The organism is Pseudomonas sp. AP42 (assembly GCF_001728935.1).
Lineage (GTDB): Bacteria > Pseudomonadota > Gammaproteobacteria > Pseudomonadales > Pseudomonadaceae > Aquipseudomonas > Aquipseudomonas lactis.
The window spans coordinates 53058-76310 of sequence record NZ_LYSO01000022.1; the positions used below are offsets into that span (position 1 = coordinate 53058).

Consider the following 23253-nt stretch of genomic DNA (forward strand, 5'->3'; position numbering starts at 1 on the left):
TGGCTATAGGGAATTCTGGTTGGCCAGAGGCTTTCGCATGCCCGGAATAAAGAACCAGGTCGAAATCCGGATTTTTTCCAGACGAACGGTACGACTTTGCTCAAGGCACAAAAAAAGGCGTCATAAAGACGCCTTTTTCATTAAATATGGTCGGGGTAGGGGGATTCGAACTCCCGACATCCTGCTCCCAAAGCAGGCGCGCTACCGGACTGCGCTATACCCCGGAATGCGCATCGCAAAGCCTATGCACATTGACATCATGACGAACCGAAACTACTGTTCGCCTCAGACGGCTGCATGTCTACGGCGATATCTAAGTGCTGTAACACTTTCCAAAACCGTAAAACCGCCTCTATCAGAGCTAGAACCTCTGATTCTAAGATTTGATTCCAGCGTCAACTGGTCTCAAAAATGGTGGGTCGTGTGGGATTCGAACCTACGACCAATTGGTTAAAAGCCAACTGCTCTACCAACTGAGCTAACGACCCAAATATGGTCGGGGTAGGGGGATTCGAACTCCCGACATCCTGCTCCCAAAGCAGGCGCGCTACCGGACTGCGCTATACCCCGGTTTGAAATTGGCTCCGTGACCAGGACTCGAACCTGGGACCCAATGATTAACAGTCATTTGCTCTACCGACTGAGCTATCACGGAACTACATATTTCAAAGTTACTGCTGTGTTGCTTCCTCTTCGACCCTGTCCGTATCGCTACGTTAGCGTCTCTGAGGCGCGCTATTCTACAATCTTAAAAACCCCTGTCAACCCTTTAAATTGCTTTTAAGACAATGATTTGCGCTTCTTTCTGATTTCTTCTTGGGGAGAAGAAACCCGTGGGCTGACGTTGCTGCGGGGCGCACTTTACAAGCCTTTGCCTTACAGTTCAACGCCCTATCGAAAAAAAAGGCCCCGCGATGCGGGGCCTTCTCTGTTTACGCCAAGCGCTGGGCTTAATGGAAGACGATTTCGTCGTCTTTCACCGTCGCCGTAACGCGAGTGCCAGGCATAAAGCTGCCCGACAGGATCAACTGCGCCAGTGGGTTCTCGATCCAGCGCTGGATCGCACGTTTAAGTGGCCGTGCGCCATACACTGGGTCGTAACCGACCGCGATCAGCTTATCCAACGCTTCGCCGCTCAGCTCCAGGTCCAGCTCGCGCTCAGCCAGGCGGCTACGCAGGCGGCCCAACTGGATCTCGGTGATGCCCGCGATCTGATCCCGCGCCAGAGGCTCGAAGATCACCACTTCGTCGACCCGGTTGATGAATTCCGGACGGAAGTGCGTGGTCAACGCGTCCATCACCGCCGCACGCTGGGCTTCACGATCACCCACCAATTCCTGGATCTGCGCAGAGCCCAGGTTGGAGGTCATCACGATCACCGTATTGCGGAAGTCCACCGTGCGCCCGTGGCTGTCCGTCAAGCGACCATCTTCGAGCACCTGCAGCAAGATGTTGAACACATCCGGGTGCGCCTTCTCGACCTCATCCAGCAGGATCACCGAGTAAGGCTTGCGCCGCACGGCTTCGGTCAGATAACCGCCCTCTTCATAGCCCACATAGCCTGGTGGAGCACCGATCAGGCGAGCCACCGAGTGTTTCTCCATGAATTCGGACATATCGATCCGCACCATGGCCTCTTCCGTATCAAAGAGGAACTCGGCCAACGCCTTGCACAACTCGGTCTTACCCACACCGGTCGGGCCCAGGAACATGAACGAGCCGCTTGGACGGTTCGGGTCGGACAAACCTGCCCGGGAACGCCGTACCGCGTTGGACACCGCCACCACCGCCTCTTCCTGGCCGATGACGCGCTGATGCAACAGGCTTTCCATCTTCAGCAGCTTGTCGCGCTCGCCTTCGAGCATCTTCGACACCGGAATACCGGTCCACTTGGAGACCACTTCGGCAATTTCTTCCTCGGTCACCTTGCTGCGCAGCAACTGGTTTTCAGGCTTACCGTGCTGGTCGACCATCTGCAGGCTGCGCTCCAGGTCCGGGATCACCCCGTACTGCAACTCGGCCATGCGGTTCAGGTCGCCTTTACGGCGCGCGGCTTCCAGTTCCTGGCGGGACTGCTCGATCTTTTGCTGGATCTGCGCCGAGCCCTGTACTTCGGCTTTTTCCGAGGTCCAGATTTCTTCGAGGTCCGAATACTCACGTTCCAGGCGGACAATTTCTTCCTGGAGTTTTTCCAGGCGCTTCTTGGCCGCTTCGTCCTCTTCTTTCTTCAGCGCCTGGGATTCGACTTTCAGTTGAATCAGGCGTCGATCCAAACGATCCAGCACTTCCGGCTTGGAGTCGATCTCCATGCGGATGCGGCTGGCCGCTTCGTCGATCAGGTCGATAGCCTTGTCCGGCAACTGACGATCAGTGATATAGCGGTGGCTCAACTTGGCCGCCGCAATGATCGCACCGTCGGTGATCGCCACCTTATGGTGGACCTCATAGCGCTCTTTCAGGCCACGCAGGATCGCGATGGTGTCTTCCTCGCTCGGCTCTTCCACCAGGACTTTCTGGAAGCGACGCTCAAGGGCTGCGTCCTTTTCGATGTACTGACGGTATTCGTTGAGCGTGGTCGCACCGACGCAGTGCAATTCCCCCCGCGCCAAGGCGGGTTTGAGCATATTGCCGGCATCCATGGAGCCTTCGCCTTTACCGGCGCCGACCATGGTGTGCAGTTCGTCGATAAACAGAATGATCTGCCCTTCCTGCTTCGACAATTCGTTAAGCAGGGATTTGAGGCGCTCTTCGAACTCACCCCGGAACTTGGCACCGGCAATCAGCGAGCCCATGTCCAGAGACAGCAGGCGCTTGCCTTTTAGGCCGTCTGGTACCTCGCCATTAATGATGCGCTGGGCCAAGCCCTCGGCAATCGCGGTTTTACCCACGCCAGGTTCACCGATCAGCACCGGGTTGTTCTTGGTGCGACGTTGCAACACCTGGATGGTGCGACGAATTTCATCGTCACGACCGATCACCGGGTCCAGCTTGCCTTCTTCGGCACGCTTGGTCAGGTCGACGGTGTATTTGTCCAGGGCCTGGCGCGACTCCTCGTGGTTGGGGTCGTTGACCGCTTCGCCGCCACGCAGGTTGTTGATGGCGTTTTCCAGGGCTTTCTTGCTCACGCCCTGCCCCAGCAACAATTTGCCGAGTTTGCTGTTGTCGTCCATGGCGGCGAGCAGCACCAGTTCGCTGGAGATGAACTGGTCACCTTTCTGCTGGGCCAGGCGGTCGGCCTGGTTGAGCAGGCGCGCCAGATCCTGGGACATATTCACGTCGCCGGTGGGGTTCTGGATTTTCGGCAGTTGGTCGAGCTCTTTGCTCAGCTCCTTGCGCAGGCTGTTAACGTCAAAGCCCACCTGCATCAGCAAGGGTTTGATAGAGCCACCTTGCTGTTCCAGGAGCGCCTGCATCAAGTGCGCAGGCTCAATGGCCGGGTGGTCGAGGCCCACCGCCAAGGATTGAGAGTCAGACAAGGCCAACTGCAATTTGCTGGTTAAACGATCAATACGCATTAGTCACCTTCCTTTTGAGCAGGCCGGAGCTATGAACAAACACATCCTGAATGAAGAAACCTGCCAGATACCCTTATAGATGGGGTGGATTCTGGGCGTTTCAAGCGGCGGACGGTTGATACAGATCAGGACAGTCTAGCGTTCAAGCCAGATAAGGGAGGCGAATCGGCCCGTACGCGGGCTGCGGCGATAAGAAAAGAAACGCGGGTCGGTCACAGTGCACAAACCGCCACCATACACAGCGGTGACACCACGCGCGGCCAGGCGCAGGCGCGCCAACTGGTAGATGTCGGCCATGAACTTGCCAGGGTTGTGGCTGGGAACAAAGGCTTGAGCGCTGGCCGGCAGTTGCTGCATGAACGCTTCACGCACTTCCGGGCCGACCTCAAAGGCTTGTGGGCCAATGGCAGGGCCGAGCCAGACCAGAACGTCTTCAGGGGCGGTATCCAGGCGTTCGAACGCGGCTTCCAGCACACCAGCCGCCAAGCCACGCCAACCGGCATGGGCTGCGGCAACCCGAGTGCCCGCCCGATTACAGAACAGCGCCGGCAGGCAATCGGCGGTCATGGATGTGCAGGCGATGCCAGGGGTGCTGGTCCAGCTGCCATCTGCCTCGACAGTACGGCGCGGATCGGCCTCAACCACCTGAGTACCGTGGACTTGGCGCAACCAGGCAGGCTGGATATCGAAGGCGTCACTCAGGCGACGGCGATTTTCAAGGACGGCCTCAAGGCTGTCCTCGACATGATCGCCCAGGTTGAGGCTGTCGAACGGCGCCAGGCTGACGCCGCCCGCGCGGGTGGTGACGCAGGCTTTTACCCGAGCCGGCGCGGGCCAGTCAGGTATCAGCCAGTCACTCATCCGACAAACGCCTCGCGATCCTGCTTGAGCAGCGACAGCAACCAGACCAGATCGTCTGGCAGTGGCGATTCCCAGCTCATGCGCTTACCGCTCGTCGGATGATCCAGTTCCAGGAAGCGTGCATGCAGTGCCTGGCGCGGGAACGTCTTGAGCGACTCAACCATGGTCTGGCTGGCCGCTGGCGGAATACGGAAGCGGCCGCCGTAGGCTGGATCGCCGACCAACGGAAAGTTGATGTGCGCCATGTGCACGCGAATCTGGTGGGTACGCCCGGTTTCCAGCTTGACCCGCACATGGGTGTGGGAGCGGAAACGCTCCAGCACACGGTAGTGGCTGACGGCTTGCTTGCCGCCCTCCATCACCGCCATACGCTGGCGCTGCTGGCCGTGACGACCAATGGGTGCGTTGATCTTGCCACCGGCCACAACAACGCCGATCACAATGCACTCATAGATGCGGCTGACGCTACGGCTCTGCAATTGCGTAACCAGTTGCGTCTGCGCCTGAATGGTCTTGGCTACCACCATAAGGCCGGTGGTGTCCTTGTCCAGACGGTGCACGATGCCGCAGCGCGGCACATTGATGATGTCCGGCACGTGGTGCAACAGGGCATTGAGCAAGGTGCCATCAGCGTGCCCGGCGGCCGGGTGAACCACCAGGCCTGCGGGTTTGTTGATGACCAGGATGTCGTCGTCTTCATAGACGATATCCAGCTCGATGTCCTGGGCGACCCATTCTCCCTGGGCTTCCTGCTCGGCAGTCAGCTCAAGAATCGCACCGCCATGGACTATGTCTCGCGGGCGGATAACCGCTCCATCCACAGTCAGGCGGCCGTCTTTGATCCAGGCGGAAAGGCGCGAGCGCGAGTGCTCAGCGAATAATTGTGCGGCGACTTGATCGAGGCGTTGGCCGCCCAATTCGGACGGCACCTCTGCGCGAAGTTCAATTTTATCGGACATGCTCAGACTAGGCGTGGCGTAGCCTTTGGTTTCGGCTGCGCGCTTGTGGTTAAATACGGCGTCTTTTGCCCCGAGGCTTTCAACGGGGCGCTCATCATAACAGGACGGCCCCGCCCAAGACAGCGGCCGTCATAGGGACGCAAGCCGCCATGCAAGTGAAACACCTGCTGCTGATCGCCATCCTCGCCATGACTGCTGCTTGCTCGTCAACAAAGGACGTCGTCGACGAAAACCTGAGCGAAGTCGAGCTGTACCAGCAAGCTCAGACAGACTTGGACAATAATAGCTTCACCAGCGCCACAGCGAAGCTGAAGGCATTGGAGTCGCGTTACCCGTTCGGCCGCTATGCCGACCAGGCCCAGCTTGAGCTGATCTACGCCAACTACAAGAACGCCGAGCCGGAAGCTGCCAAGTCCGCTGCCGAGCGTTTCATCCGCCTGCACCCGCAGCACCCGAACGTGGACTACGCCTACTACATGAAGGGCCTGACCTCGTTCGACCAGGACGTTGGCCTGCTGGCGCGCTTCCTGCCGCTGGACATGACCAAGCGCGACCCGGGTGCTGCCCGCGACTCCTATAACGAGTTCGCCCAGCTGACCAGCCGCTATCCCAACAGCCGCTACGCGCCGGACGCCAAGCAGCGCATGATCTACCTGCGCAACCTGCTGGCTTCGTACGAGATCCACGTGGCCCACTACTACCTGACCCGTCAGGCTTATGTGGCCGCCGCCAACCGTGGCCGCTACGTGGTGGAAAACTTCCAGGAAACCCCGTCCGTGGGTGACGGCCTGGCCGTGATGACCGAGGCTTACCAGCGTCTGCACCTGGACACACTGGCGACGACCAGCCTGGAAACCCTGAAGCTCAACTACCCTGACCACCCGAGCCTGAAAGACGGCCAGTTCGTGCCTCAGGTTGCCGAAGCGGACAACCGTTCGTGGCTGAGCAAGTACACCCTGGGCCTGATCGAGTCCCGTCCACCGCTGCCGCCGGGTGAAACCCGCGCCAACCAGGACGTGATCAAGATGTACCAGGACGCCAAGGACGCCATTCCTTCCGAGCTCAAGCCGCACGACGAGAACGGCGATGTGCTCGAAGAAGAAGAGCCGCAAGCCCTGGGCGATAACCAGGACCGCTCGTGGTTCAGCTACATGACCTTCGGTGTGTTCGACTGATTGTTCGACGCAACGCAAAAAGGGAGCTCTCAAGGAGCTCCCTTTTTTATGAGCGAGTATTTATTGCCCTGTGCGGCCGTGATCACCTTGGCTAAACTGGCGCATTCCTTGTCGAGAAATGCCCATCATGCTTCGTCTACTGTTCTGGATTGCCGTCATTGCCGCCGCGGTATGGTTCTGGCGCAAATTCAAAAACCCTGCCGCCCGTCAGCAACGGCCTGCTGAGCCGGATGCGGCCCTGATGGTGCGTTGCGCCCACTGTGGCGTGCACCTGCCGCAAGACCGCGCACTGAGTTCACGCCAGCAATGGTACTGCACCCAGGCGCACCTGGAACAAGGGCCAAAGTCTATCCAGCGTTGAGGCGACCTGCGGGGGCGTAAGGCGCTGGATCGATGATCGGAGCCCGCGCCAGCAGCAAGTCGGTGAACAACTGGCAAGAGGCCGGTGCGAGTACCAGGCCATTGCGGTAATGCCCGCAATTGAGCCACAACCCCTTGAAGCCAGGGACCTCACCGATAAACGGTATACCTTCGGGTGAGCCAGGCCGCAAACCGGCCCAGTGCCCGACTACCTCGGCGTCCGCCAAGGCGGGAATCAATTCCACCGCAGACGCCTTGAGGCTTTCCAGCGCGGTGTCGGTTGGCGTCTTGTCGAATCCTTCATGCTCCAACGTGCTGCCGATCAGGATGTGCCCATCCCGCCGCGGGATCGCATAGCGCCCCTTGGCCAGGACCATGCTGGATAAAAAGTCGGACGCGCATTTGTACAGGATCATTTGGCCTTTGACCGGCTCCACGGGTAGCGCCAGGCCCAGAGTACTCAGCAACTGCCCGCTCCAGGCGCCGGCCGCAAGCACCACCTGATCTCCCAAAACCAGGCCCGTAGCGGTATTCACACCCACCACCCTGCCGTCGCCGAGCACAAAGCCCGACACATCGCATTGCTCGTAAATCGTCACGTTCGGCAACGCCAGCAACGCCGCCTTCAGTGATTTGACCAGGCGCGGGTTGCGAACATTGGCCACGTCGGCCATGTAGATCGCCTGGGCGTAGCCGCCCCCCAGCACCGGCACGGCGTCATGGGCCGCCGACACGTCCACTTTGCTCAAGGGCCGCCCTTCACGCGCAGCCCAGGCCAGTGCATCCGCCTCGTCATCCAGGTCGAGCCAATACAAACCCGTGGTGTGAACCTCTGGATCGACGCCGGTGGCTGCAAACAGCCGTTGTGCCAGTTGCGGGTAGAAATCCTGGGACCAATGGGCCAAGGCAGTGACCGCCTGGCTATAGCGCCACGGATACAACGGCGAAACAATCCCACCGCCCGCCCAGGAAGACTCCTGCCCGAGCCCCCCGCGCTCCAGCAGCGTGACTGCCTGGCCCTCACTGGCGAGGTTGTACGCCGTCAACAGCCCGATTACTCCGCCGCCGACAATCACCACTTGCTGTTGCTTAGCCATCATTTGATCCAGCCGATAAACAGGGAAAGGCGCGCCCGGCGCCCACGCTTCAAGTACGCTCATCCTTGCCCCCAGCAGACCTTGGGCGACATTTCAGGCACCGCTCCCGGGTTGCTGCGCATACCGGTGCTGGTCAAGCTGAAGGCTGCGCACGCGTCGTTCGCCATGACCGAGTCCGCAGCAGGTGTGGCGAGCAGGTCAAAATCCTGGGGGTTCAGGACGACACTGATTCTATAGTGATCATTGCCCGCGCTGACGTCGCCTGCATCAATAAAAGTGCCATTTCTCGTATACGAACGCTCCAGATGCTGGGCCTGTTCGCTCAACAACGCGACGATCTGCGCCCGGTACACCTTTTTTACCTGGCCGAGGTACCCGGGGTACGCAATTCCCGCCAGCAACGCGATGATCGCCACCACGATCAATAACTCCATCAGGGTAAAACCCTGGCTCTCCTTGCCCATCCGATTGCTCCTTATTGAAGTTGCCGCCATAAGACCCGTCGAAACCTGACACGGCCGCCCTCCTCCACCCGTGCATAGACCGTCTCCAGCACCGTGCGCGATTGCCCCGCGAGCCCGACCGAGGTGACACGAAAAAGCGAGGCAGGGGAACGGGGCGGTAAATGAGCCAGCCCTTCACCCTCCCCGAGGGATTGAATGCCATAAAAACCATCCTTCAAGGCGAGCCAGGTGACTGCCGAGGCAGGATTCGTCCCGGCCGCCGTCAACGAAAAAGCCTCAGCGGGCGGCGCACAGCGGGTGATGGAGTGGCAGACAGGCATCGCATGACCAACCTTTTGCACGGCCGATTCCCCCAACCTCAGGCCGCTTTCGGCAGCTTGAAACGATTGATTGCGATGCCACAGGCTGCTCGCGACTTTTTGCTGGGAGACCGCAGCCTGTATCGAGGACAGCCCCACCTGCGACAGCACCAACAGGAACACCAGACTGATCAGCAGCACCATCCCGGTCTGCCGTACACGAATGCTACCCTGCATGGTCATTGCCCCTACCCCAGCCGGTTCCGCAGTGCCGCCACGACGCTGTAGGTCTGGTCCTTCACCCGCCCGGCGGGGTCTTGAAGGGTCATGAGAATACGCACGCTACGTATCAGCGACTCATCGGTCGGATGGCTGTCATATCGCACCACGACCGTTGATGCCGAGGTGGCCGCCATGCCGAAGCTGACGTCGAATGCCCGCACGTTATCCATCAATACCGCCCTGGCGGGTGCTGTCGGAGTACTGATCTTCAACTGGCCCGATTCGTAGGTGTAGGTAAGTTGACGTATACCAAAGCGAAGCTGGCCGGGGTCGACAACAGATGGTGTGCCGGCATAAGCCCGGGCCGCCTCCTTGCAGTCGGAGAGCACCGTCCAGTCGGGCTTGCCGACGCCGTCGCCGACATTCGCGGTCACCAGCGTCAGCGACTTCGCACTCCCCGCCGCTTCCCAGCTTATCGGCCGATCAAAGGCAGCCGGAGCATTATCGATAGCGGCCACGGCCAAACACCCCAGCATGCCTGCCTGGCGAATATCCTGGGTGATCTTGCTCAGCACAAACCGCGCATCATCCTGCAGCAGCATGGCGGCCTGCTGACTGGCATGGGTCAACCGCGCACTGATCAGTATCTGGCTTGCCCCAAGTATCAAAACCAACCCGAGGGCGAGCGCCAGCAAGACTTCCACCAGGCTGAAACCTCGCGCAAGACGCTTCATTGCGACACTCCTTGTTCATTACTGATGCGACTGGTCAGGGTGAAGGTTTCCCGCGCCCCTGGCCGGTTTGCTGCCCGGGCATCCGCCCAACTGATGCTGATGGTGACCTCGTGCCCGTTCACCACCACTGAACCTTTGGCATCCTCGCCGGCAAAACCGATGATATTGGCCTCGAAATCGTGCAGGTCCAGGTCACGCACACTGGCGGTGGCAGTGTTGGGTGGCGCCCGCTCCGCCCTGGCCCATGTGTAATCAGCGCCAGCATTGGTGCGAATACGGTCGAGCATGTCGTAGGCAATAAAACTGGCCTGGCTGGTCATCCTGGCGCTGTTGGTGTACTTGAGCGCGTTGAGTTGCAGCACCGCAGCGCCCATCAGGCCAATCGCCAAAATCAACAGCGCTACCAGCACTTCGACCAGCGTCATGCCGGACTGGCGCGAGTGCGCAAGGCGCAGGAAAAATCGGTTCGGGCAGGCTGGCATTTGCGTCGTCATCCATGTCGAAGGCCGGTGAAAAAAGCAGGCAAAGCCTGCTGTGCGACCCAAGACTAGCTTCGGTTTTCGAGCCGCGCTGCCCCCGGAACAAAGGGAAATACTTTGGACATAAAGGCCATCATCCAGGGCCAAGGACCAAGCGCTATACCTAGAAAACCCACTCGTGCCCAAGGAGGGAACGCACATGAAACAACGAGGATTCACCCTGATTGAAATGCTGCTGGGGCTGATCGTCACCAGTTTTCTCGCACAACTGGCCGTACCTGGTTTCAAGGGTTTACTTGAATCACAGCAACGACAAAACGTTGCCCAATCACTTGCCTCCGGGCTGCGCTACGCACGTACCGAGGCCATCGCGCGCAACCGGGCGGTGGTGATTCATGCAAAGAGTGAGGACTGGAGCTTGGGATGGCGCGTGATACTGGATGTGAGTGGGCGCGGCCACCTGGATGACGACAATCCAGTATTGCTGGAGCGTGAGGGCAGTGGGCGCGTGCCGGTCGCCGGTAATGGCCCGGTGACGAGCCAAGTGCGCTTCAGCGGCCTGGGGGAGCCGGTGTTCGCCGGCGGGGGATTTCGTGCCGGCACCGTGCATGTGTGTGACAAGGCCCATGCACAGAGCCTGTATCAGATCGTGCTGGCCCCCAGCGGGCGCGTCAGCCTGCGCAGTGACAAGACCGAACAGGCATTATGCCGAGGTTATTCCAGCACCCTGGCCGTCAGAGCAGCGAGCGGACCCGCAGCTCCTTGGGCATCGAGAACGTGATGTTTTCTTCACGACCCGCCAGCTCATCGGCGCCGGTGGCACCCCAGGCCTGCAACTGTTGGATCACGCCGCGCACCAGCACTTCCGGAGCGGAGGCACCCGCCGTGATGCCGATACGCTCGACACCGTCGAACCAGCTGCGCTGCATGTCTTCGGCACCGTCGATCAGGTATGCCGGTGTGGCCATGCGTTCGGCCAGTTCGCGCAAGCGGTTGGAGTTGGAACTGTTAGGGCTGCCGACCACCAGTACCACATCGCATTCATTCGCCAGCTGCTTGACCGCATCCTGGCGGTTTTGCGTGGCGTAGCAGATGTCATCCTTGCGGGGGCCGCCAATGGCCGGGAATCGCGTGCGCAGGGCGTCGATGACGCGGCTGGTATCGTCCATGGACAAGGTAGTCTGGGTGACGAAAGCCAGGCGGTCGGGATTGTGCACCTGCAAGTTGGCAACGTCTTTTTCGTCTTCCACCAGGTAGATGGCGCCGCCGTTGCTTGCGTCGTACTGGCCCATGGTGCCTTCGACTTCCGGGTGACCGGCATGGCCGATCAGGATGCATTCGCGGCCGTCGCGGCTATAGCGCGCTACCTCGATGTGCACCTTGGTCACCAGCGGGCAGGTGGCATCGAACACTTTAAGGCCACGGCCGGCCGCTTCGGTACGCACGGCCTGGGACACGCCATGGGCACTGAAGATGACGATAACGTCGTCGGGGACCTGGTCGAGTTCTTCGACAAAGATCGCACCGCGTGCGCGCAGGTCTTCGACCACGAACTTGTTATGGACGACTTCGTGGCGCACATAAATCGGCGGCCCGAAGACTTCCAAGGCGCGGTTGACGATTTCGATCGCCCGGTCCACGCCAGCGCAGAAGCCACGGGGGTTGGCGAGTTTGATTTGCATGCTGTGCCTCGTGCCTTGCAGCCACTTGGGTCAGGTTTGATGCTGACCGTATGAGCAATGGGATCAAAGGTGGGAGCGGGCTTGCTCGCGAATGCGGTGGGTCAGCCTAATAAATCGATGGCTGACACTGCGCATTCGCGAGCAAGCCCGCTCCCACATTTTAGACCGTGTACGGTCAGTTACAGCGCTTTGACGCCGATAATCTCGACGTCAAAGGTCAGCGTCTTGCCAGCCAACGGATGGTTGAAGTCGATGGTCACTTGCGCATCATCGAACGCTTTAACCACTCCGGGCAATTCGGTATTGGCCGCATCATTGAAGATCACCAGCAAGCCTTCCGACAGGTCCATGCCTTCGAACTGCGAACGCGGGATGATCTGCACGTTTTGCGGGTTGGGCTGGCCGAAGGCGTTTTCCGGCAGGATCTGCAGGTTGCGCTTGTCGCCCGCCTTGAACCCGAACAATGCCGCTTCAAAACCAGGCAGCAGGTTACCGTCGCCCACCTTGAAGGTCGCCGGGGCCTTATCGAAAGTGCTGTCTACCGTGTCGCCATTCTCCAAGCGCAATGCGAAATGCAAAGTGACTTCCGTGTTCTGGCCGATGCGTTGCTCAGCCAATACCTGATCAGTCATTGACGGTTTCTCCGGTTTTCTTGCTCTTGAACATATCCAGCGCCAGCATGATTGCACCAACGGTGATGGCGCTGTCGGCAAAGTTGAACGCCGGGAAGTAGTAGCGGTTCTGCCAATGCACCAGGATGAAGTCGATCACATGGCCCAGGGCGATGCGGTCATACAGGTTACCCAGCGCGCCGCCCAACACCAGGGCCAGCGCGATGGCCAGCCAGGTGTCGTCGCGGCCCAGGCGCTTTAGCCACACCACCAGCACGGCACTGACCACCACGGCGATCACCGCGAACAGCCAGCGCTGCCAGCCACCGCCGTCAGCCAGGAAGCTGAAAGCGGCGCCGGTGTTGTAGGCCAGGGTCCAGCTGAAGTAATCCGGGATCACCACGATTTGCTGGAACATTTCCAGGGAGCCCTCGAAGTGAGCCTTGCTGACCTGGTCGATGACCAGCACCAGCAGGCTCAGTACGAGCCAGCCCAGACGTCCGAAACGACTGGCTGCATTAGGCATAGTGGCGAACCTCGCCTTCACCGCTGATGTTGTCGACACAACGACCACAGATTTCAGGGTGCTCAGGGTTCACACCCACATCTTCACGGCAGTGCCAGCAACGGGCGCATTTAGGGAAGGCCGACTTCACCACTTTGAGCTTCAGGCCCGGCACCTCGGTGACCACGGCATCTGCCGGGGCCTGGGCGAAAGGTGCCAGGCTCGCGGTGGAGGTGATCAGCACGAAGCGCAGTTCGTTGCTCAGCTTGGCCAGGTCGGCGGTCAGGCCATCTTCGGCAAACAGAGTGACTTCGGCTTGCAGGTTGCCACCCACGGCCTTGGCCGCACGTTGGACTTCCAGTTCCTTGTTCACTGCAACCTTGACGGCCATGACGCCTGCCCAGTACTCGCGGCCCAGTTCGAAGTCGGCCGGCAGTTCGGTCAAGCCTTCGTACCAGGTGTTGAGCATAACGGACTCGTTACGCTCGCCCGGCAGGTATTCCCACAGCTCGTCGGCGGTGAACGCCAGGATCGGCGCGATCCAGCGCACCAGCGCTTCGCTGATGTGGTACAGCGCGGTCTGCGCCGAACGGCGCGCCTTGCTGTTGGCGCCGGTGGTGTACTGGCGGTCCTTGATGATGTCGAGGTAGAAACCGCCCAGCTCCTGCACGCAGAAGTTGTGGATCTTGGAGTAGACGTTCCAGAAGCGGTATTCGCCGTAGTGCTCTTGCAGCTCACGCTGCAGCAACAGGGTACGGTCCACGGCCCAACGGTCCAGGGCGAGCATGTCCTCGGCCGGCAGCAGGTCGGTGGCCGGGTTGAAACCGGTCAGGTTCGACAGCAGGAAGCGCGCGGTATTGCGGATACGGCGGTAGGCATCGGCGCTGCGGGCCAGGATCTGGTCCGACACGGCGATTTCACCCGAGTAATCGGTGGAGGCCACCCACAGACGCATGATGTCGGCGCCCAAGGTGTCGTTGATCTTTTTCGGTTCGATCACGTTCTTCAGCGACTTGGACATCTTGCGGCCCGTCTCGTCGACGGTGAAACCGTGAGTCAGCAGCTCGCGATACGGCGCGTGGTTGTCGATGGCGCAACCGGTCAGCAATGACGAGTGGAACCAGCCACGGTGTTGGTCCGAACCTTCCAGGTACAGGTCGGCGCGCGGGCCGGTCTCGTGACCCATCGGGTGCGAGCCACGCAGCACGTGCCAGTGAGTGGTGCCCGAATCGAACCACACGTCGAGGGTGTCGCTGATCTTGTCGTACAGCGGCGCTTCGTCGCCCAGCAGCTCGGCGGCGTCCAGTTTGAACCAGGCTTCGATGCCTTCCTGCTCGACACGCTGGGCCACGACTTCCATCAACTCGACGGTGCGCGGGTGCAGTTCACCGCTTTCCTTGTTCAGGAAGAACGGGATCGGAACGCCCCAGTTACGTTGGCGGGAGATGCACCAGTCCGGACGGTTGGCGATCATCGAGTGCAGGCGCGCCTGGCCCCACGCCGGGACGAACGTGGTGTCTTCGATGGCTTTGAGCGAACGTACACGCAGGGTGTCGCCGCTGGTCGGCTCTTTGTCCATGCCGATAAACCACTGCGCCGTAGCGCGGTAGATCAGCGGGGTCTTATGACGCCAGCAATGCATGTAGCTGTGCTGGATGGTGGCGGTTTGCATCAGCGCACCGACTTCACGCAGCTTTTCGATGATCGGTTGGTCGGCCTTGAAGATGAACTGGCCACCGAAGAACTCAAGCGAAGGCACGTATACGCCGTTGCTCTGCACCGGGTTGATGATGTCATCGTTGACCATGCCGTACTTCTTGCAGATCACGAAGTCGTCCACGCCATAGGCAGGCGAGCAGTGAACAATGCCAGTACCCGAACCCAGCTCGACGTAGTCAGCCAGGTACACCGGCGACAGACGGTCATAGAACGGGTGACGGAAGTTGATCAGCTCCAGCGCAGAACCGGTGGTGGTGGCGATTACCGAACCTTGCAGCTCGTAACGCGCCAGGCACGACTCGACCATTTCCTCGGCCAGCACCAGCAAGCGATCACCAACGTCCACCAGGGCGTAGGTGAATTCCGGGTGCACGTTCAGCGCCTGGTTGGCCGGGATGGTCCACGGGGTGGTGGTCCAGATCACGATGGCGGCCGGCTTGGCCAGGCTTGCCAGGCCGAACGCCTCGGCCAGCTTGGCGTCGTCGGCGACCGGGAAGGCCACGTCGATGGTCGAGGACTTCTTGTCTTCGTACTCCACTTCCGCTTCGGCCAGGGCCGAACCGCAGTCGAAGCACCAGTTCACGGGCTTGAGGCCCTTGAACACGAAACCGCCCTTGACGATTTCGGCCAAGGCGCGGATTTCACCGGCCTCGTTCTTGAAACTCATGGTTTTGTAGGGGTTGTCCCACTCGCCCAGCACACCCAGGCGAATGAACTCGGACTTCTGCCCTTCGATCTGTTCGGCGGCGTAGGCACGGCACAGTTCGCGGGTTTTGTCCGCGCCCAGGTTCTTGCCGTAAGTCACTTCGACTTTGTGTTCGATCGGCAGGCCGTGGCAGTCCCAACCTGGGACATACGGCGCGTCGAAGCCCGACAGGGTCTTGGAGCGCAGGATCATGTCCTTGAGAATCTTGTTCAGCGCATGACCGATGTGAATCGTGCCGTTGGCATAAGGAGGGCCGTCGTGCAGGACGAATTTCGGACGATCCTTGCCAATTTCGCGCAACTTTCCGTACAGGCCAATACTGTCCCAGCGCTGCAGGATCTGCGGTTCGCGCTGTGGCAGGCCGGCCTTCATTGGGAAGGCGGTGTCCGGAAGGTTTAGCGTGGCTTTATAGTCGGTCATTTAAGGCTCTTCGGTTAGCGATGGGCGCTAGGTGCGGCTAGTGCACGGGCGGCGGCGACATCCGCATTGATCGCCGTTTTCAACGCCTCAAGGGAGGCGAAACGCTGCTCTTCACGCAGCTTCTGGTGGAAAACCACCGTCAAACGCCGGTCGTATAAATCACCGGCAAAATCCAAAAGGTGAACTTCCAGGTGGGCCTTGCCATCACCTGCAACCGTGGGCCTGACGCCTATATTGGCGACTCCTGGCCACGATTGGCCGTCGATGTCGACGCTCACCAGGTAAACCCCGGTCAGCGGCACACGGCGGCGCTTGAGTTGCACGTTGGCGGTTGGCGTGCCCAGTTGGCGCGCCAGCTTCTGGCCGTGCAGTACCCGCCCGGCAATGCGGAACGGGCGACCGAGCAAACGCTCGGCCAGGTCGAAGTCGGCGGCGGCCAGGGCGTTACGCACCTGGGTGCTGCTCACGCGCAAGCCGTCCAGTTCGACGGTTTGCGCGGCCTCGACAGTGAAACCCTGATTGACGCCGGCATGTTGCAGAAAATCGAAATCCCCGACCCGGTCACAACCGAAATGGAAGTCGTCGCCGACCTCCAGGTGCTGCACACCCAAGCCGTCCACCAGGATGCGGTCGACGAACTCGGCGGCGCTGAGGCTGCGCAAACGCTGGTTGAATGCCAGGCAGAGGACACGGTCCACGCCCTCCTCCGCCAACAGCTGCAGCTTGTCCCGCAAGCGCGCCAAGCGGGCCGGCGCCGTTTCCGGGGTAAAGAACTCCCGCGGTTGCGGCTCAAAAATCACCACGCAGCTGGGCACGCCCAACTCGACCGCACGCTCGCGCAGCCGAGCCAGGATAGCCTGGTGGCCACGGTGAACACCGTCAAAGTTGCCAATAGTGGCGACGCAGCCCCGATGCTCGGGGCGCAGGTTGTGGAGACCTCGAACCAGCTGCATAACGCGCTTCTTGCTCATAAAGTGGTCGATTATAACCACACCCAGCCCCGGACGACAGGCAACAGCGCAGGCCAAATGGGTCGAATCGATAAAACAACCGTTTTATCGCGGCAAAGTCTCTATCCCAGCGACTTGCGATTGAAGTCACGCAGGCGGAAACCCTGCAATAGCAACATCCCGAAGTACACCGCCACGCCCGCGACCACCAATACACCCAGGCGCATGAAGCGCTCCAGCATATTGCCTTGGCCCCAGGCCGGCATGATGTGCATCAGGCCAAACAGCACAACCGACATCGCGGCAACCGCCACCAGCAGCTTGAGCGCAAACACGCCCCAGCCTGGCTGCGGTTGGTACATCTGTTGTTTACGCAATTGGTAAAACAGCAGGCCTGCGTTTATGCACGCACCCGCGCTGATCGCCAAGGCCAGGCCGGCGTGGGCCAGCGGGCCGATAAACACCAGGTTGAGCAATTGCGTAACGACCAGGGTGAAAATCGCGATTTTCACCGGGGTGCGGATGTTCTGCTGAGCGTAGAAGCCCGGCGCCAGCACTTTGATCACAATAATGCCGAGCAGGCCGACAGAGTAGGCGACCAGCGCATGCTGGGTCATCAATGCGTCATGGGCGTCGAACTGCCCATATTGAAACAGCGAGACCGTCAACGGTTCGGCGAGGATGCCCAGGGCCAGGGCGCACGGCAGCACCAGCAAAAAGCACAGGCGCAGGCCCCAATCGAGGATGCGCGAATATTCCTGGCGATCCTTGCTGGCGTAGGTACGCGCCAGGGTCGGCAGCAGGATCGTGCCCAACGCCACGCCCAGCACACCGGATGGCAATTCCATCAGGCGGTCGGCGTAGTACATCCACGACACCGACCCTGACACCAGCAACGAGGCGAACGCGGTGTTGATGATCAGCGAAATCTGACTGACCGACACCCCGAGGATCGCCGGCAGCATGTTGCGCATGACGCGCCACACGCCAGTGTCCTTGAGGTTCAGGCGCGGCAGTACGAGCATGCCGATTTTTTTCAGGTGGGGCAGTTGGTACAGCAACTGTGCCAGGCCGCCGGCCAGCACCGCCCAGCCCAGGGCCATGACGGGCGGGTCGAAGTACGGTGTGAGGAACAGCGCAAAAATAATCATGCTGACGTTCAGCAAGGTCGGCACGAACGCCGGCACCGAGAATCGGTTCCAGGTATTGAGAATCGCGCCGGCCAGGGACGACAGGGAGATCAGCAATATATAAGGAAAGGTCACGCGCAGCAGATCAGTGGTCAGTGCGAATTTTTCCGGGGTATTGGCAAAGCCGGGGGCGGTGGCCCAGATCACCCAGGGCGCGGCGAGCATGCCGACGATGGTTACCAGCATCAGCACCAGCGTCAGCAAACCCGAGACGTAGGCGATGAACGTACGAGTCGCCTCCTCGCCATGCTGGGTCTTGTATTCGGCCAGGATCGGCACGAACGCCTGGGAAAATGCGCCTTCGGCGAAGATCCGCCGCAACAGGTTGGGCAGTTTAAAGGCAATAAAGAACGCATCCGTGGCCATGCTGGCGCCAAAGATGCGGGCCAGCAGGGTGTCACGCACGAACCCCAAAACCCGGGAAATCATCGTGATAGAGCTGACGGCAGCCAACGATTTGAGCAGATTCATTGAAAGAGTTTGCGCCTATAGATAAAGAGCAGGCGAACTACGCGCCCACTTATGCGATACTGCGCGCCTGCAACAGCACAGAGCCAAAGCTCGCGAGTTTACAGGTCAAGCGCCGGAAATAAATCACCCGCCTCTTCAGATCGACCACTCAGCAGTTCGCATCAGCCGCCCTTGACAACCCGTCAAGTCATCGGCATGATTCGCGGCCTATTTTGTTTGCTATTTCCTAAAAAGTCTTTCGAGGAGCTCGACGGTGGCCAACACACCTTCCGCCAAAAAACGTGCAAAACAGGCTGAGAAGCGTCGCAGCCACAACGCCAGCCTGCGTTCCATGGTTCGCACCTACATCAAGAATGTAGTCAAAGCCATCGACACCAAAGACGCTGAAAAAGCTCAAGCAGCTTACGTTCTGGCTGTGCCTGTTATCGACCGTATGGCCGATAAAGGCATCATCCACAAGAACAAGGCCGCTCGCCATAAGAGCCGCCTGAATGGCCACATCAAGGCTCTGAGCGTTCCTGCTGCAGCCTAAGTGGTAACAACTGCAACGCAGCTCAGGTTGCGTAACAGTTAAGAAATGCCCCGTACCGAAAGGTACGGGGCATTTTTGTGTGTGCCGGAAAACACGCCCAACAACTGCAGGAGCGAGCTTGCTCGCGAAGATCGTTAACGATGACGCGGGAAGCCTGGCGCCCAGCGGGGCTCTCAGGTTTTTCGCGAGCAAGCTCGCTCCTACAGAGAGTTGACCGGGGATATTCTCAGGGCAAAAAAAAAACGCCCCGAACCAGTCGGGGCGTTTTTGCTACCACTTGATCAAAACATCAATCAATGGTGATGACCGCCTTCACCGTGGACGTGGCCGTGAGCCACTTCTTCCTGGGAAGCGTCGCGGATGGCCACGATCTTCACTTGGAAGTTCAGGCGCTGGCCAGCCAGAGGGTGGTTGCCGTCAACGGTGACGTCGTCGCCGTCCAGGTCGCGGATGGTGACGATCTGCATTTGGCCGTCCGGCGCGGAAGCGTGGAACTGCATGCCCACTTCCAGCTCATCGACACCTTCGAACATGCTGCGGCTCAGGGTGCTGACCAGTTCGGCGGAGTATTCGCCGTAGGCATCTTCAGGTTCTACGGCGACGGTCAGTTCGTCACCGACGCTCTTGCCTTCCAGAGCCTTTTCCAGGCCCGGGATGATGTTACCTGCGCCTTGCAGGTAAACCAGCGGCGCGCCGCCGGCGGAGCTGTCGATGACCTCACCAGCGTCGTTGGTCAGGGTATAGTCGATGGAGACAGCCTTGTTAGCGGCGATCGTCATGGGGCGAGACCTTTTGCAAAAGAATGAAGAACGGACAAGTCTAAACAAGGATTTGCCCGAAAGCGAACGGAACCCGGACGGACGGGGCCGATCAACGGTCACGATCACAGGTTTTCATCAAGACGACGATGGGCACTGGGTGGCCGAGCTGTCTTGCGGCCACACCCAGCACCTGCGCCACCAGCCGCCCTGGCAGTCACGCGCCTGGGTGCTCGACCCCGCGCAACGCCTTGAAAAAATAGGCCAGGCCTTTGCGTGCGGCTGGTGTGCGCAAGGGCACGAATAACGATAACCTTGGCGCCTGATTCGCGGTAGGCACTCACCCATAGAGCGCCACCCAAGCCATGCACCTCCAGAGAATTCGCATGCAGACTTTTTTTATCGCGCCCACCGATTTTGGTGTGGGTCTGACCTCCATCAGCCTTGGGCTGGTGCGTACCCTGGAACGGGCCGGCCTGAAAGTCGGCTTTTTCAAACCCATCGCTCAGCCACACCCGGGCGATACCGGGCCGGAACGCTCCACCGAGCTGGTGGCACGCACCCACGGCCTGAAACCGCCGCAGCCGCTTGGCCTGGCTCACGTAGAGCGCATGCTCGGCGACGGCCAGCTCGATGAGCTGCTCGAAGAAATCATCACCCTGTACCAGCAGGCGGCCGTAGGCAAAGACGTGCTGATCGTCGAAGGCATGGTGCCGACCCGCAGCGCCAGCTACGCGGCACGGGTCAACCTGCACCTGGCCAAGAGCCTGGACGCGGAAGTGATCCTGGTCTCGGCACCGGAAAACGAAGTGCTCACCGAGTTGTCTGGCCGCGTGGAATTGCAGGCCCAACTGTTTGGCGGTCCCAAAGACCCGAAAGTGCTGGGCGTGATCCTCAACAAGGTACGCACCGACGAAAGCATGGAGGCCTTCTCGGCGCGCCTCAAAGAGCATTCGCCGCTGTTGCGCAGCGGTGATTTCCGGCTGCTCGGCTGCATCCCCTACCAACCCGAGCTCAATGCCCCGCGCACCCGCGATGTGGCGGACCTGATGGGCGCGCAGATCCTCAACGCCGGCGACTACGAAAGCCGGCGCATGACCAAGATCATCATTTGCGCCCGCACCATGCGTAACACCGTCGAGCTGCTCAAGCCCGGTGTGTTGGTGGTGACCCCGGGCGATCGCGACGACATCATCCTCGCCGTCAGCTTGGCCGCCATCAATGGCGTGCCGCTGGCCGGGCTGCTGCTGACCAGCGACACCCTGCCCGACCCGCGCATCATGGATCTGTGCCGAGGCGCCTTCCAGGCCGGGTTGCCGGTGTTGTCGGTGAGCACCGGCTCCTATGACACCGCCAACCAGCTCAATAGCCTCAACAAGGAAATCCCCATCGATGACCGCGAGCGTGCGGAAATCATTACCGACTTCGTCGCCAGCCACCTCGATGCACGCTGGCTGCACCAGCGGTGTGGCACGCCACGGGAGATGCGCCTGTCGCCGGCGGTGTTCCGTTACCAACTGATCCAACGCGCCCAGGCCGCCAACAAACGCATCGTGTTGCCCGAAGGCAGCGAGCCGCTGACCGTACAGGCCGCCGCGATCTGCCAGGCCCGCGGCATTGCCCGTTGCGTGCTGCTGGCCAAGCCTGCGGATGTGGAAGCCGTTGCCCGCGCCCAGGGCATCGACCTGCCCGAAGGCCTGGAGATTCTCGACCCCGACCTGATTCGCCAACGCTACGTGGAGCCGATGGTCGCCCTGCGCAAGAGCAAAAGCCTCAACGCGCCCATGGCCGAGCAACAGCTGGAAGACACCGTGGTGATCGCCACCATGATGCTCGCCCTCGACGAAGTGGATGGCCTGGTCTCCGGCGTGATTCACTCCACCGCCAACACCATTCGCCCCGCGTTACAGTTGATCAAGACCGCGCCGGGCTGCACCTTGGTGTCGTCGGTGTTCTTCATGCTGTTCCCCGAGCAGGTGCTGGTGTACGGCGACTGCGTGATGAACCCGCACCCAAGCGCTGCGGAACTGGCGGAAATCGCCCTGCAAAGCGCTGACTCGGCAGCCGCGTTCGGCATCACGCCACGGGTGGCGATGATCAGCTATTCCAGCGGTGACTCGGCCAGCGGCGAGGAAGTGGAAAAAGTCCGCGAAGCCACCCTGCTCGCCCACGAGCAACAAAGCTCGCTGCTGATCGACGGCCCGTTGCAGTACGACGCCGCCGCCAACGAAAACGTCGCCCGGCAACTGGCCCCCAACAGCCAGGTGGCAGGCAAGGCCACCGTCTTTGTGTTCCCAGACCTGAACACCGGCAACACCACCCACAAAGCCGTACAACGCAGCGCCGATTGCGTGAGCCTGGGGCCGATGCTCCAGGGCCTGCGCAAACCGGTCAATGACCTGCCACGTGGCGCCCAGGTGGACGACATCGTGTACACCATCGCCCTGACGGCGATCCAAGCCGCCAATCGACCCATGGATATCTAAATGCTGGATTTTCTACCTGCCGCCGTGCGCGGGGTGATCGCTTCGCTGTTGCTGGCGCTGAACACGATCCTGCTGTGTTCGTTCCTGTTTATCGTCGCGCTGTTCAAGGCGCTGCCGTTTGCCAAGCGCCTGAGCGAATGGCTGATGAACCACACCCACGAAGCCTGGGTCACCAACAACAAGGGCTGGATGAACCTGGTGCGGCGTACGCGCTGGCACCTGACCGGCCTTGAGGGCCTGGACTACCAGCACTCGTACCTGGTGACCAGCAACCATCAGAGCTGGGTCGACATCATGGTGTTGCAGTACGTGCTCAATCGGCGCATTCGCCCGCTGAAGTTCTTCCTCAAGCAAGAGCTGATCTGGGTACCCGTGATTGGCCTGGCGTGGTGGGCACTGGGCTTTCCCTTCATGAAGCGCTACAGCAAGGCTTATTTGGAGAAGCACCCGGAGAAGAAAGGCAAAGACCTGGAAACCACGCGCAAGACCTGCGCGAAGTTTCGCGACAACCCCGTGGGGATTTTCAACTTTGCCGAAGGCACACGCTTTACCCCGGGCAAGCATGCGCAGCAGCAGTCACCGTTTCGCTACCTGCTTAAACCCAAGGCGGGCGGTATTGCGTTTGTGCTGGATGCCATGGGCGAGCAGCTCAAATCACTGGTGAATGTGACCATCCACTACCCCGGCGGGCGCCCAGGCTATTGGGATTTGCTGTGCGGCAATGTGCAGGAGGTGGTGGTGCACTTTGAAGAAGTACAGATCCCGGCTGAGTTCATCGGCAAGAATTATGAGCAGGATGGGGACTATCGGTTGGCGTTCCAGGGCTGGATCAACCGGTTGTGGCAAGACAAGGATGCGTTGCTGGAGCAACTGTACAAAGACTTTCCAACCAGCCGCTGATCAACATGTGAATGCATTTTAATGTGGGAGCTGGCTTGCCTGCGAAGACGGCCTGACAGTCAGCACAGTTGGACCGGGTACATATCCGTTATTTAGGTTACGGCCACCTAGGGTTCCGCTCTGACAGCGGCTCACTTTTGAAAAGCGCAAAAGTAAGC

At 60.2% G+C, this 23253-nt stretch carries 22 protein-coding genes and 4 tRNA genes; 7 read left to right on the forward strand and 19 right to left on the reverse strand.

Going from position 1 to position 23253, the window contains the following annotated elements:
* Positions 1-147: 147 nt before the first annotated feature.
* From A7K61_RS11255 to rluD, 7 genes are all read right to left on the reverse strand, one after another.
* A tRNA-Pro gene (locus A7K61_RS11255) sits at positions 148-224 on the reverse strand.
* A gap of 188 nt (positions 225-412) precedes the next feature.
* Positions 413-488, reverse strand: a tRNA-Lys gene (locus A7K61_RS11260).
* A gap of 5 nt (positions 489-493) precedes the next feature.
* A tRNA-Pro gene (locus tag A7K61_RS11265) sits at positions 494-570 on the reverse strand.
* Positions 571-579: 9 nt separating this feature from the next.
* A tRNA-Asn gene (locus A7K61_RS11270) sits at positions 580-655 on the reverse strand.
* 295 nt (positions 656-950) lie between these two features.
* Positions 951-3515 carry an ATP-dependent chaperone ClpB gene (clpB, locus tag A7K61_RS11275; RefSeq protein ID WP_003188426.1) on the reverse strand — a complete coding sequence of 855 codons (2565 nt, stop codon included), beginning with the start codon at positions 3513-3515 and terminating at the stop codon, positions 951-953.
* A gap of 135 nt (positions 3516-3650) precedes the next feature.
* Entirely contained in the window at positions 3651-4376 is a 726-nt protein-coding gene (pgeF, locus tag A7K61_RS11280; RefSeq protein ID WP_069557553.1) for a peptidoglycan editing factor PgeF, read from the reverse strand.
* Entirely contained in the window at positions 4373-5335 is a 963-nt protein-coding gene (gene rluD / locus A7K61_RS11285) for a 23S rRNA pseudouridine(1911/1915/1917) synthase RluD (RefSeq protein WP_003188422.1), read from the reverse strand. The genes pgeF and rluD overlap by 4 nt, the downstream gene beginning before the upstream one ends.
* A gap of 149 nt (positions 5336-5484) precedes the next feature.
* Here rluD and A7K61_RS11290 point away from each other — a divergent pair, with 149 nt between their 5' ends.
* Both A7K61_RS11290 and A7K61_RS11295 read left to right on the forward strand, forming a co-directional pair.
* A complete protein-coding gene (locus A7K61_RS11290) occupies positions 5485-6510 on the forward strand; it encodes an outer membrane protein assembly factor BamD (RefSeq protein ID WP_044270805.1) in 1026 nt (341 codons plus the stop codon).
* Between the two features lie 127 nt (positions 6511-6637).
* A complete protein-coding gene (locus tag A7K61_RS11295; RefSeq protein ID WP_032897621.1) occupies positions 6638-6871 on the forward strand; it encodes a PP0621 family protein in 234 nt (77 codons plus the stop codon).
* Here A7K61_RS11295 and thiO read toward each other — a convergent pair.
* Genes thiO through pilV form a run of 5 tightly spaced genes read right to left on the reverse strand, consistent with a single transcriptional unit; the run spans position 6858 to position 10168 of the window.
* Positions 6858-7967 (reverse strand): glycine oxidase ThiO, encoded by a 1110-nt coding sequence (gene thiO / locus A7K61_RS11300; RefSeq protein ID WP_069557554.1) that lies wholly within the window; start codon positions 7965-7967, stop codon positions 6858-6860. The two genes, A7K61_RS11295 and thiO, sit on opposite strands and share 14 nt — an antisense overlap.
* A 59-nt stretch (positions 7968-8026) precedes the next feature.
* Entirely contained in the window at positions 8027-8431 is a 405-nt protein-coding gene (locus tag A7K61_RS11305; RefSeq protein ID WP_032893632.1) for a type IV pilin protein, read from the reverse strand.
* Positions 8432-8442: 11 nt separating this feature from the next.
* Positions 8443-8973, reverse strand: a complete 531-nt coding sequence (locus A7K61_RS11310; RefSeq protein ID WP_044270801.1) for a PilX N-terminal domain-containing pilus assembly protein — start codon at positions 8971-8973, stop codon at positions 8443-8445.
* Between the two features lie 5 nt (positions 8974-8978).
* Positions 8979-9686: a prepilin-type N-terminal cleavage/methylation domain-containing protein gene (locus A7K61_RS11315; RefSeq protein ID WP_069557555.1), complete on the reverse strand. Its 708-nt coding sequence runs from the start codon at positions 9684-9686 to the stop codon at positions 8979-8981.
* A complete protein-coding gene (gene pilV / locus A7K61_RS11320; protein ID WP_069557556.1) occupies positions 9683-10168 on the reverse strand; it encodes a type IV pilus modification protein PilV in 486 nt (161 codons plus the stop codon). Before pilV ends, A7K61_RS11315 begins: the two co-directional genes overlap by 4 nt.
* Before the next feature lie 196 nt (positions 10169-10364).
* On the opposite strand from pilV, the gene A7K61_RS11325 reads away from it, so the two are divergent.
* On the forward strand, positions 10365-10946 hold the full coding sequence (locus A7K61_RS11325) for a GspH/FimT family pseudopilin (protein WP_044270798.1): 582 nt from the start codon (positions 10365-10367) through the stop codon (positions 10944-10946).
* Here A7K61_RS11325 and ispH read toward each other — a convergent pair.
* From ispH to murJ, 6 genes are all read right to left on the reverse strand, one after another.
* Positions 10900-11847 (reverse strand): 4-hydroxy-3-methylbut-2-enyl diphosphate reductase, encoded by a 948-nt coding sequence (gene ispH, locus A7K61_RS11330; RefSeq protein ID WP_032893637.1) that lies wholly within the window; start codon positions 11845-11847, stop codon positions 10900-10902. The genes A7K61_RS11325 and ispH overlap by 47 nt on opposite strands.
* Before the next feature lie 179 nt (positions 11848-12026).
* Positions 12027-12464 carry a peptidylprolyl isomerase gene (locus tag A7K61_RS11335; RefSeq protein ID WP_171905470.1) on the reverse strand — a complete coding sequence of 146 codons (438 nt, stop codon included), beginning with the start codon at positions 12462-12464 and terminating at the stop codon, positions 12027-12029.
* A 7-nt stretch (positions 12465-12471) separates the two neighbouring features.
* Complete coding sequence (lspA, locus tag A7K61_RS11340) at positions 12472-12984, reverse strand: signal peptidase II (protein ID WP_044270796.1); 513 nt, start codon at positions 12982-12984, stop codon at positions 12472-12474.
* Positions 12977-15808, reverse strand: a complete 2832-nt coding sequence (ileS, locus tag A7K61_RS11345) for an isoleucine--tRNA ligase (protein ID WP_044270795.1) — start codon at positions 15806-15808, stop codon at positions 12977-12979. The genes lspA and ileS overlap by 8 nt, the downstream gene beginning before the upstream one ends.
* 14 nt (positions 15809-15822) lie before the next feature.
* Positions 15823-16761, reverse strand: coding sequence for a bifunctional riboflavin kinase/FAD synthetase (ribF, locus tag A7K61_RS11350; protein WP_003188404.1), 939 nt, complete (start codon positions 16759-16761; stop codon positions 15823-15825).
* Positions 16762-16880: 119 nt separating this feature from the next.
* Positions 16881-18419, reverse strand: a complete 1539-nt coding sequence (gene murJ, locus A7K61_RS11355) for a murein biosynthesis integral membrane protein MurJ (RefSeq protein ID WP_044270793.1) — start codon at positions 18417-18419, stop codon at positions 16881-16883.
* Between the two features lie 253 nt (positions 18420-18672).
* On the opposite strand from murJ, the gene rpsT reads away from it, so the two are divergent.
* Positions 18673-18951, forward strand: a complete 279-nt coding sequence (gene rpsT / locus A7K61_RS11360; RefSeq protein WP_003188401.1) for a 30S ribosomal protein S20 — start codon at positions 18673-18675, stop codon at positions 18949-18951.
* A gap of 293 nt (positions 18952-19244) precedes the next feature.
* On the opposite strand, the gene A7K61_RS11365 is transcribed toward rpsT, so the two are convergent.
* Positions 19245-19730, reverse strand: a complete 486-nt coding sequence (locus A7K61_RS11365) for a peptidylprolyl isomerase (protein ID WP_027606858.1) — start codon at positions 19728-19730, stop codon at positions 19245-19247.
* On the opposite strand from A7K61_RS11365, the gene A7K61_RS11370 reads away from it, so the two are divergent.
* From A7K61_RS11370 to A7K61_RS11380, 3 genes are all read left to right on the forward strand, one after another.
* Positions 19729-20016, forward strand: coding sequence for a DUF3565 domain-containing protein (locus A7K61_RS11370; protein WP_078802457.1), 288 nt, complete (start codon positions 19729-19731; stop codon positions 20014-20016). The two genes, A7K61_RS11365 and A7K61_RS11370, sit on opposite strands and share 2 nt — an antisense overlap.
* A gap of 79 nt (positions 20017-20095) precedes the next feature.
* The gene (pta, locus tag A7K61_RS11375) at positions 20096-22195 is read left to right on the forward strand and encodes a phosphate acetyltransferase (protein WP_003188396.1); all 2100 of its coding nucleotides are present in this window, start codon (positions 20096-20098) and stop codon (positions 22193-22195) included.
* Positions 22196-23095, forward strand: coding sequence for an acyltransferase (locus A7K61_RS11380; RefSeq protein WP_069557557.1), 900 nt, complete (start codon positions 22196-22198; stop codon positions 23093-23095).
* Positions 23096-23253 lie beyond the last annotated feature (158 nt).

Coding starts and splice junctions, on each gene's coding strand:
- clpB (WP_003188426.1), bottom strand. CDS start 3,515: ATGCGTATTGATCGTTTAACCAGCAAATTGCAGTTGGCCTTGTCTGAC.
- pgeF (WP_069557553.1), bottom strand. CDS start 4,376: ATGAGTGACTGGCTGATACCTGACTGGCCCGCGCCGGCTCGGGTAAAA.
- rluD (WP_003188422.1), bottom strand. CDS start 5,335: ATGTCCGATAAAATTGAACTTCGCGCAGAGGTGCCGTCCGAATTGGGC.
- A7K61_RS11290 (WP_044270805.1), top strand. CDS start 5,485: ATGCAAGTGAAACACCTGCTGCTGATCGCCATCCTCGCCATGACTGCT.
- A7K61_RS11295 (WP_032897621.1), top strand. CDS start 6,638: ATGCTTCGTCTACTGTTCTGGATTGCCGTCATTGCCGCCGCGGTATGG.
- thiO (WP_069557554.1), bottom strand. CDS start 7,967: ATGGCTAAGCAACAGCAAGTGGTGATTGTCGGCGGCGGAGTAATCGGG.
- A7K61_RS11305 (WP_032893632.1), bottom strand. CDS start 8,431: ATGGGCAAGGAGAGCCAGGGTTTTACCCTGATGGAGTTATTGATCGTG.
- A7K61_RS11310 (WP_044270801.1), bottom strand. CDS start 8,973: ATGACCATGCAGGGTAGCATTCGTGTACGGCAGACCGGGATGGTGCTG.
- A7K61_RS11315 (WP_069557555.1), bottom strand. CDS start 9,686: ATGAAGCGTCTTGCGCGAGGTTTCAGCCTGGTGGAAGTCTTGCTGGCG.
- pilV (WP_069557556.1), bottom strand. CDS start 10,168: ATGCCAGCCTGCCCGAACCGATTTTTCCTGCGCCTTGCGCACTCGCGC.
- A7K61_RS11325 (WP_044270798.1), top strand. CDS start 10,365: ATGAAACAACGAGGATTCACCCTGATTGAAATGCTGCTGGGGCTGATC.
- ispH (WP_032893637.1), bottom strand. CDS start 11,847: ATGCAAATCAAACTCGCCAACCCCCGTGGCTTCTGCGCTGGCGTGGAC.
- lspA (WP_044270796.1), bottom strand. CDS start 12,984: ATGCCTAATGCAGCCAGTCGTTTCGGACGTCTGGGCTGGCTCGTACTG.
- ileS (WP_044270795.1), bottom strand. CDS start 15,808: ATGACCGACTATAAAGCCACGCTAAACCTTCCGGACACCGCCTTCCCA.
- ribF (WP_003188404.1), bottom strand. CDS start 16,761: ATGCAGCTGGTTCGAGGTCTCCACAACCTGCGCCCCGAGCATCGGGGC.
- murJ (WP_044270793.1), bottom strand. CDS start 18,419: ATGAATCTGCTCAAATCGTTGGCTGCCGTCAGCTCTATCACGATGATT.
- A7K61_RS11370 (WP_078802457.1), top strand. CDS start 19,729: ATGGGGCGAGACCTTTTGCAAAAGAATGAAGAACGGACAAGTCTAAAC.
- A7K61_RS11365 (WP_027606858.1), bottom strand. CDS start 19,730: ATGACGATCGCCGCTAACAAGGCTGTCTCCATCGACTATACCCTGACC.
- pta (WP_003188396.1), top strand. CDS start 20,096: ATGCAGACTTTTTTTATCGCGCCCACCGATTTTGGTGTGGGTCTGACC.
- A7K61_RS11380 (WP_069557557.1), top strand. CDS start 22,196: ATGCTGGATTTTCTACCTGCCGCCGTGCGCGGGGTGATCGCTTCGCTG.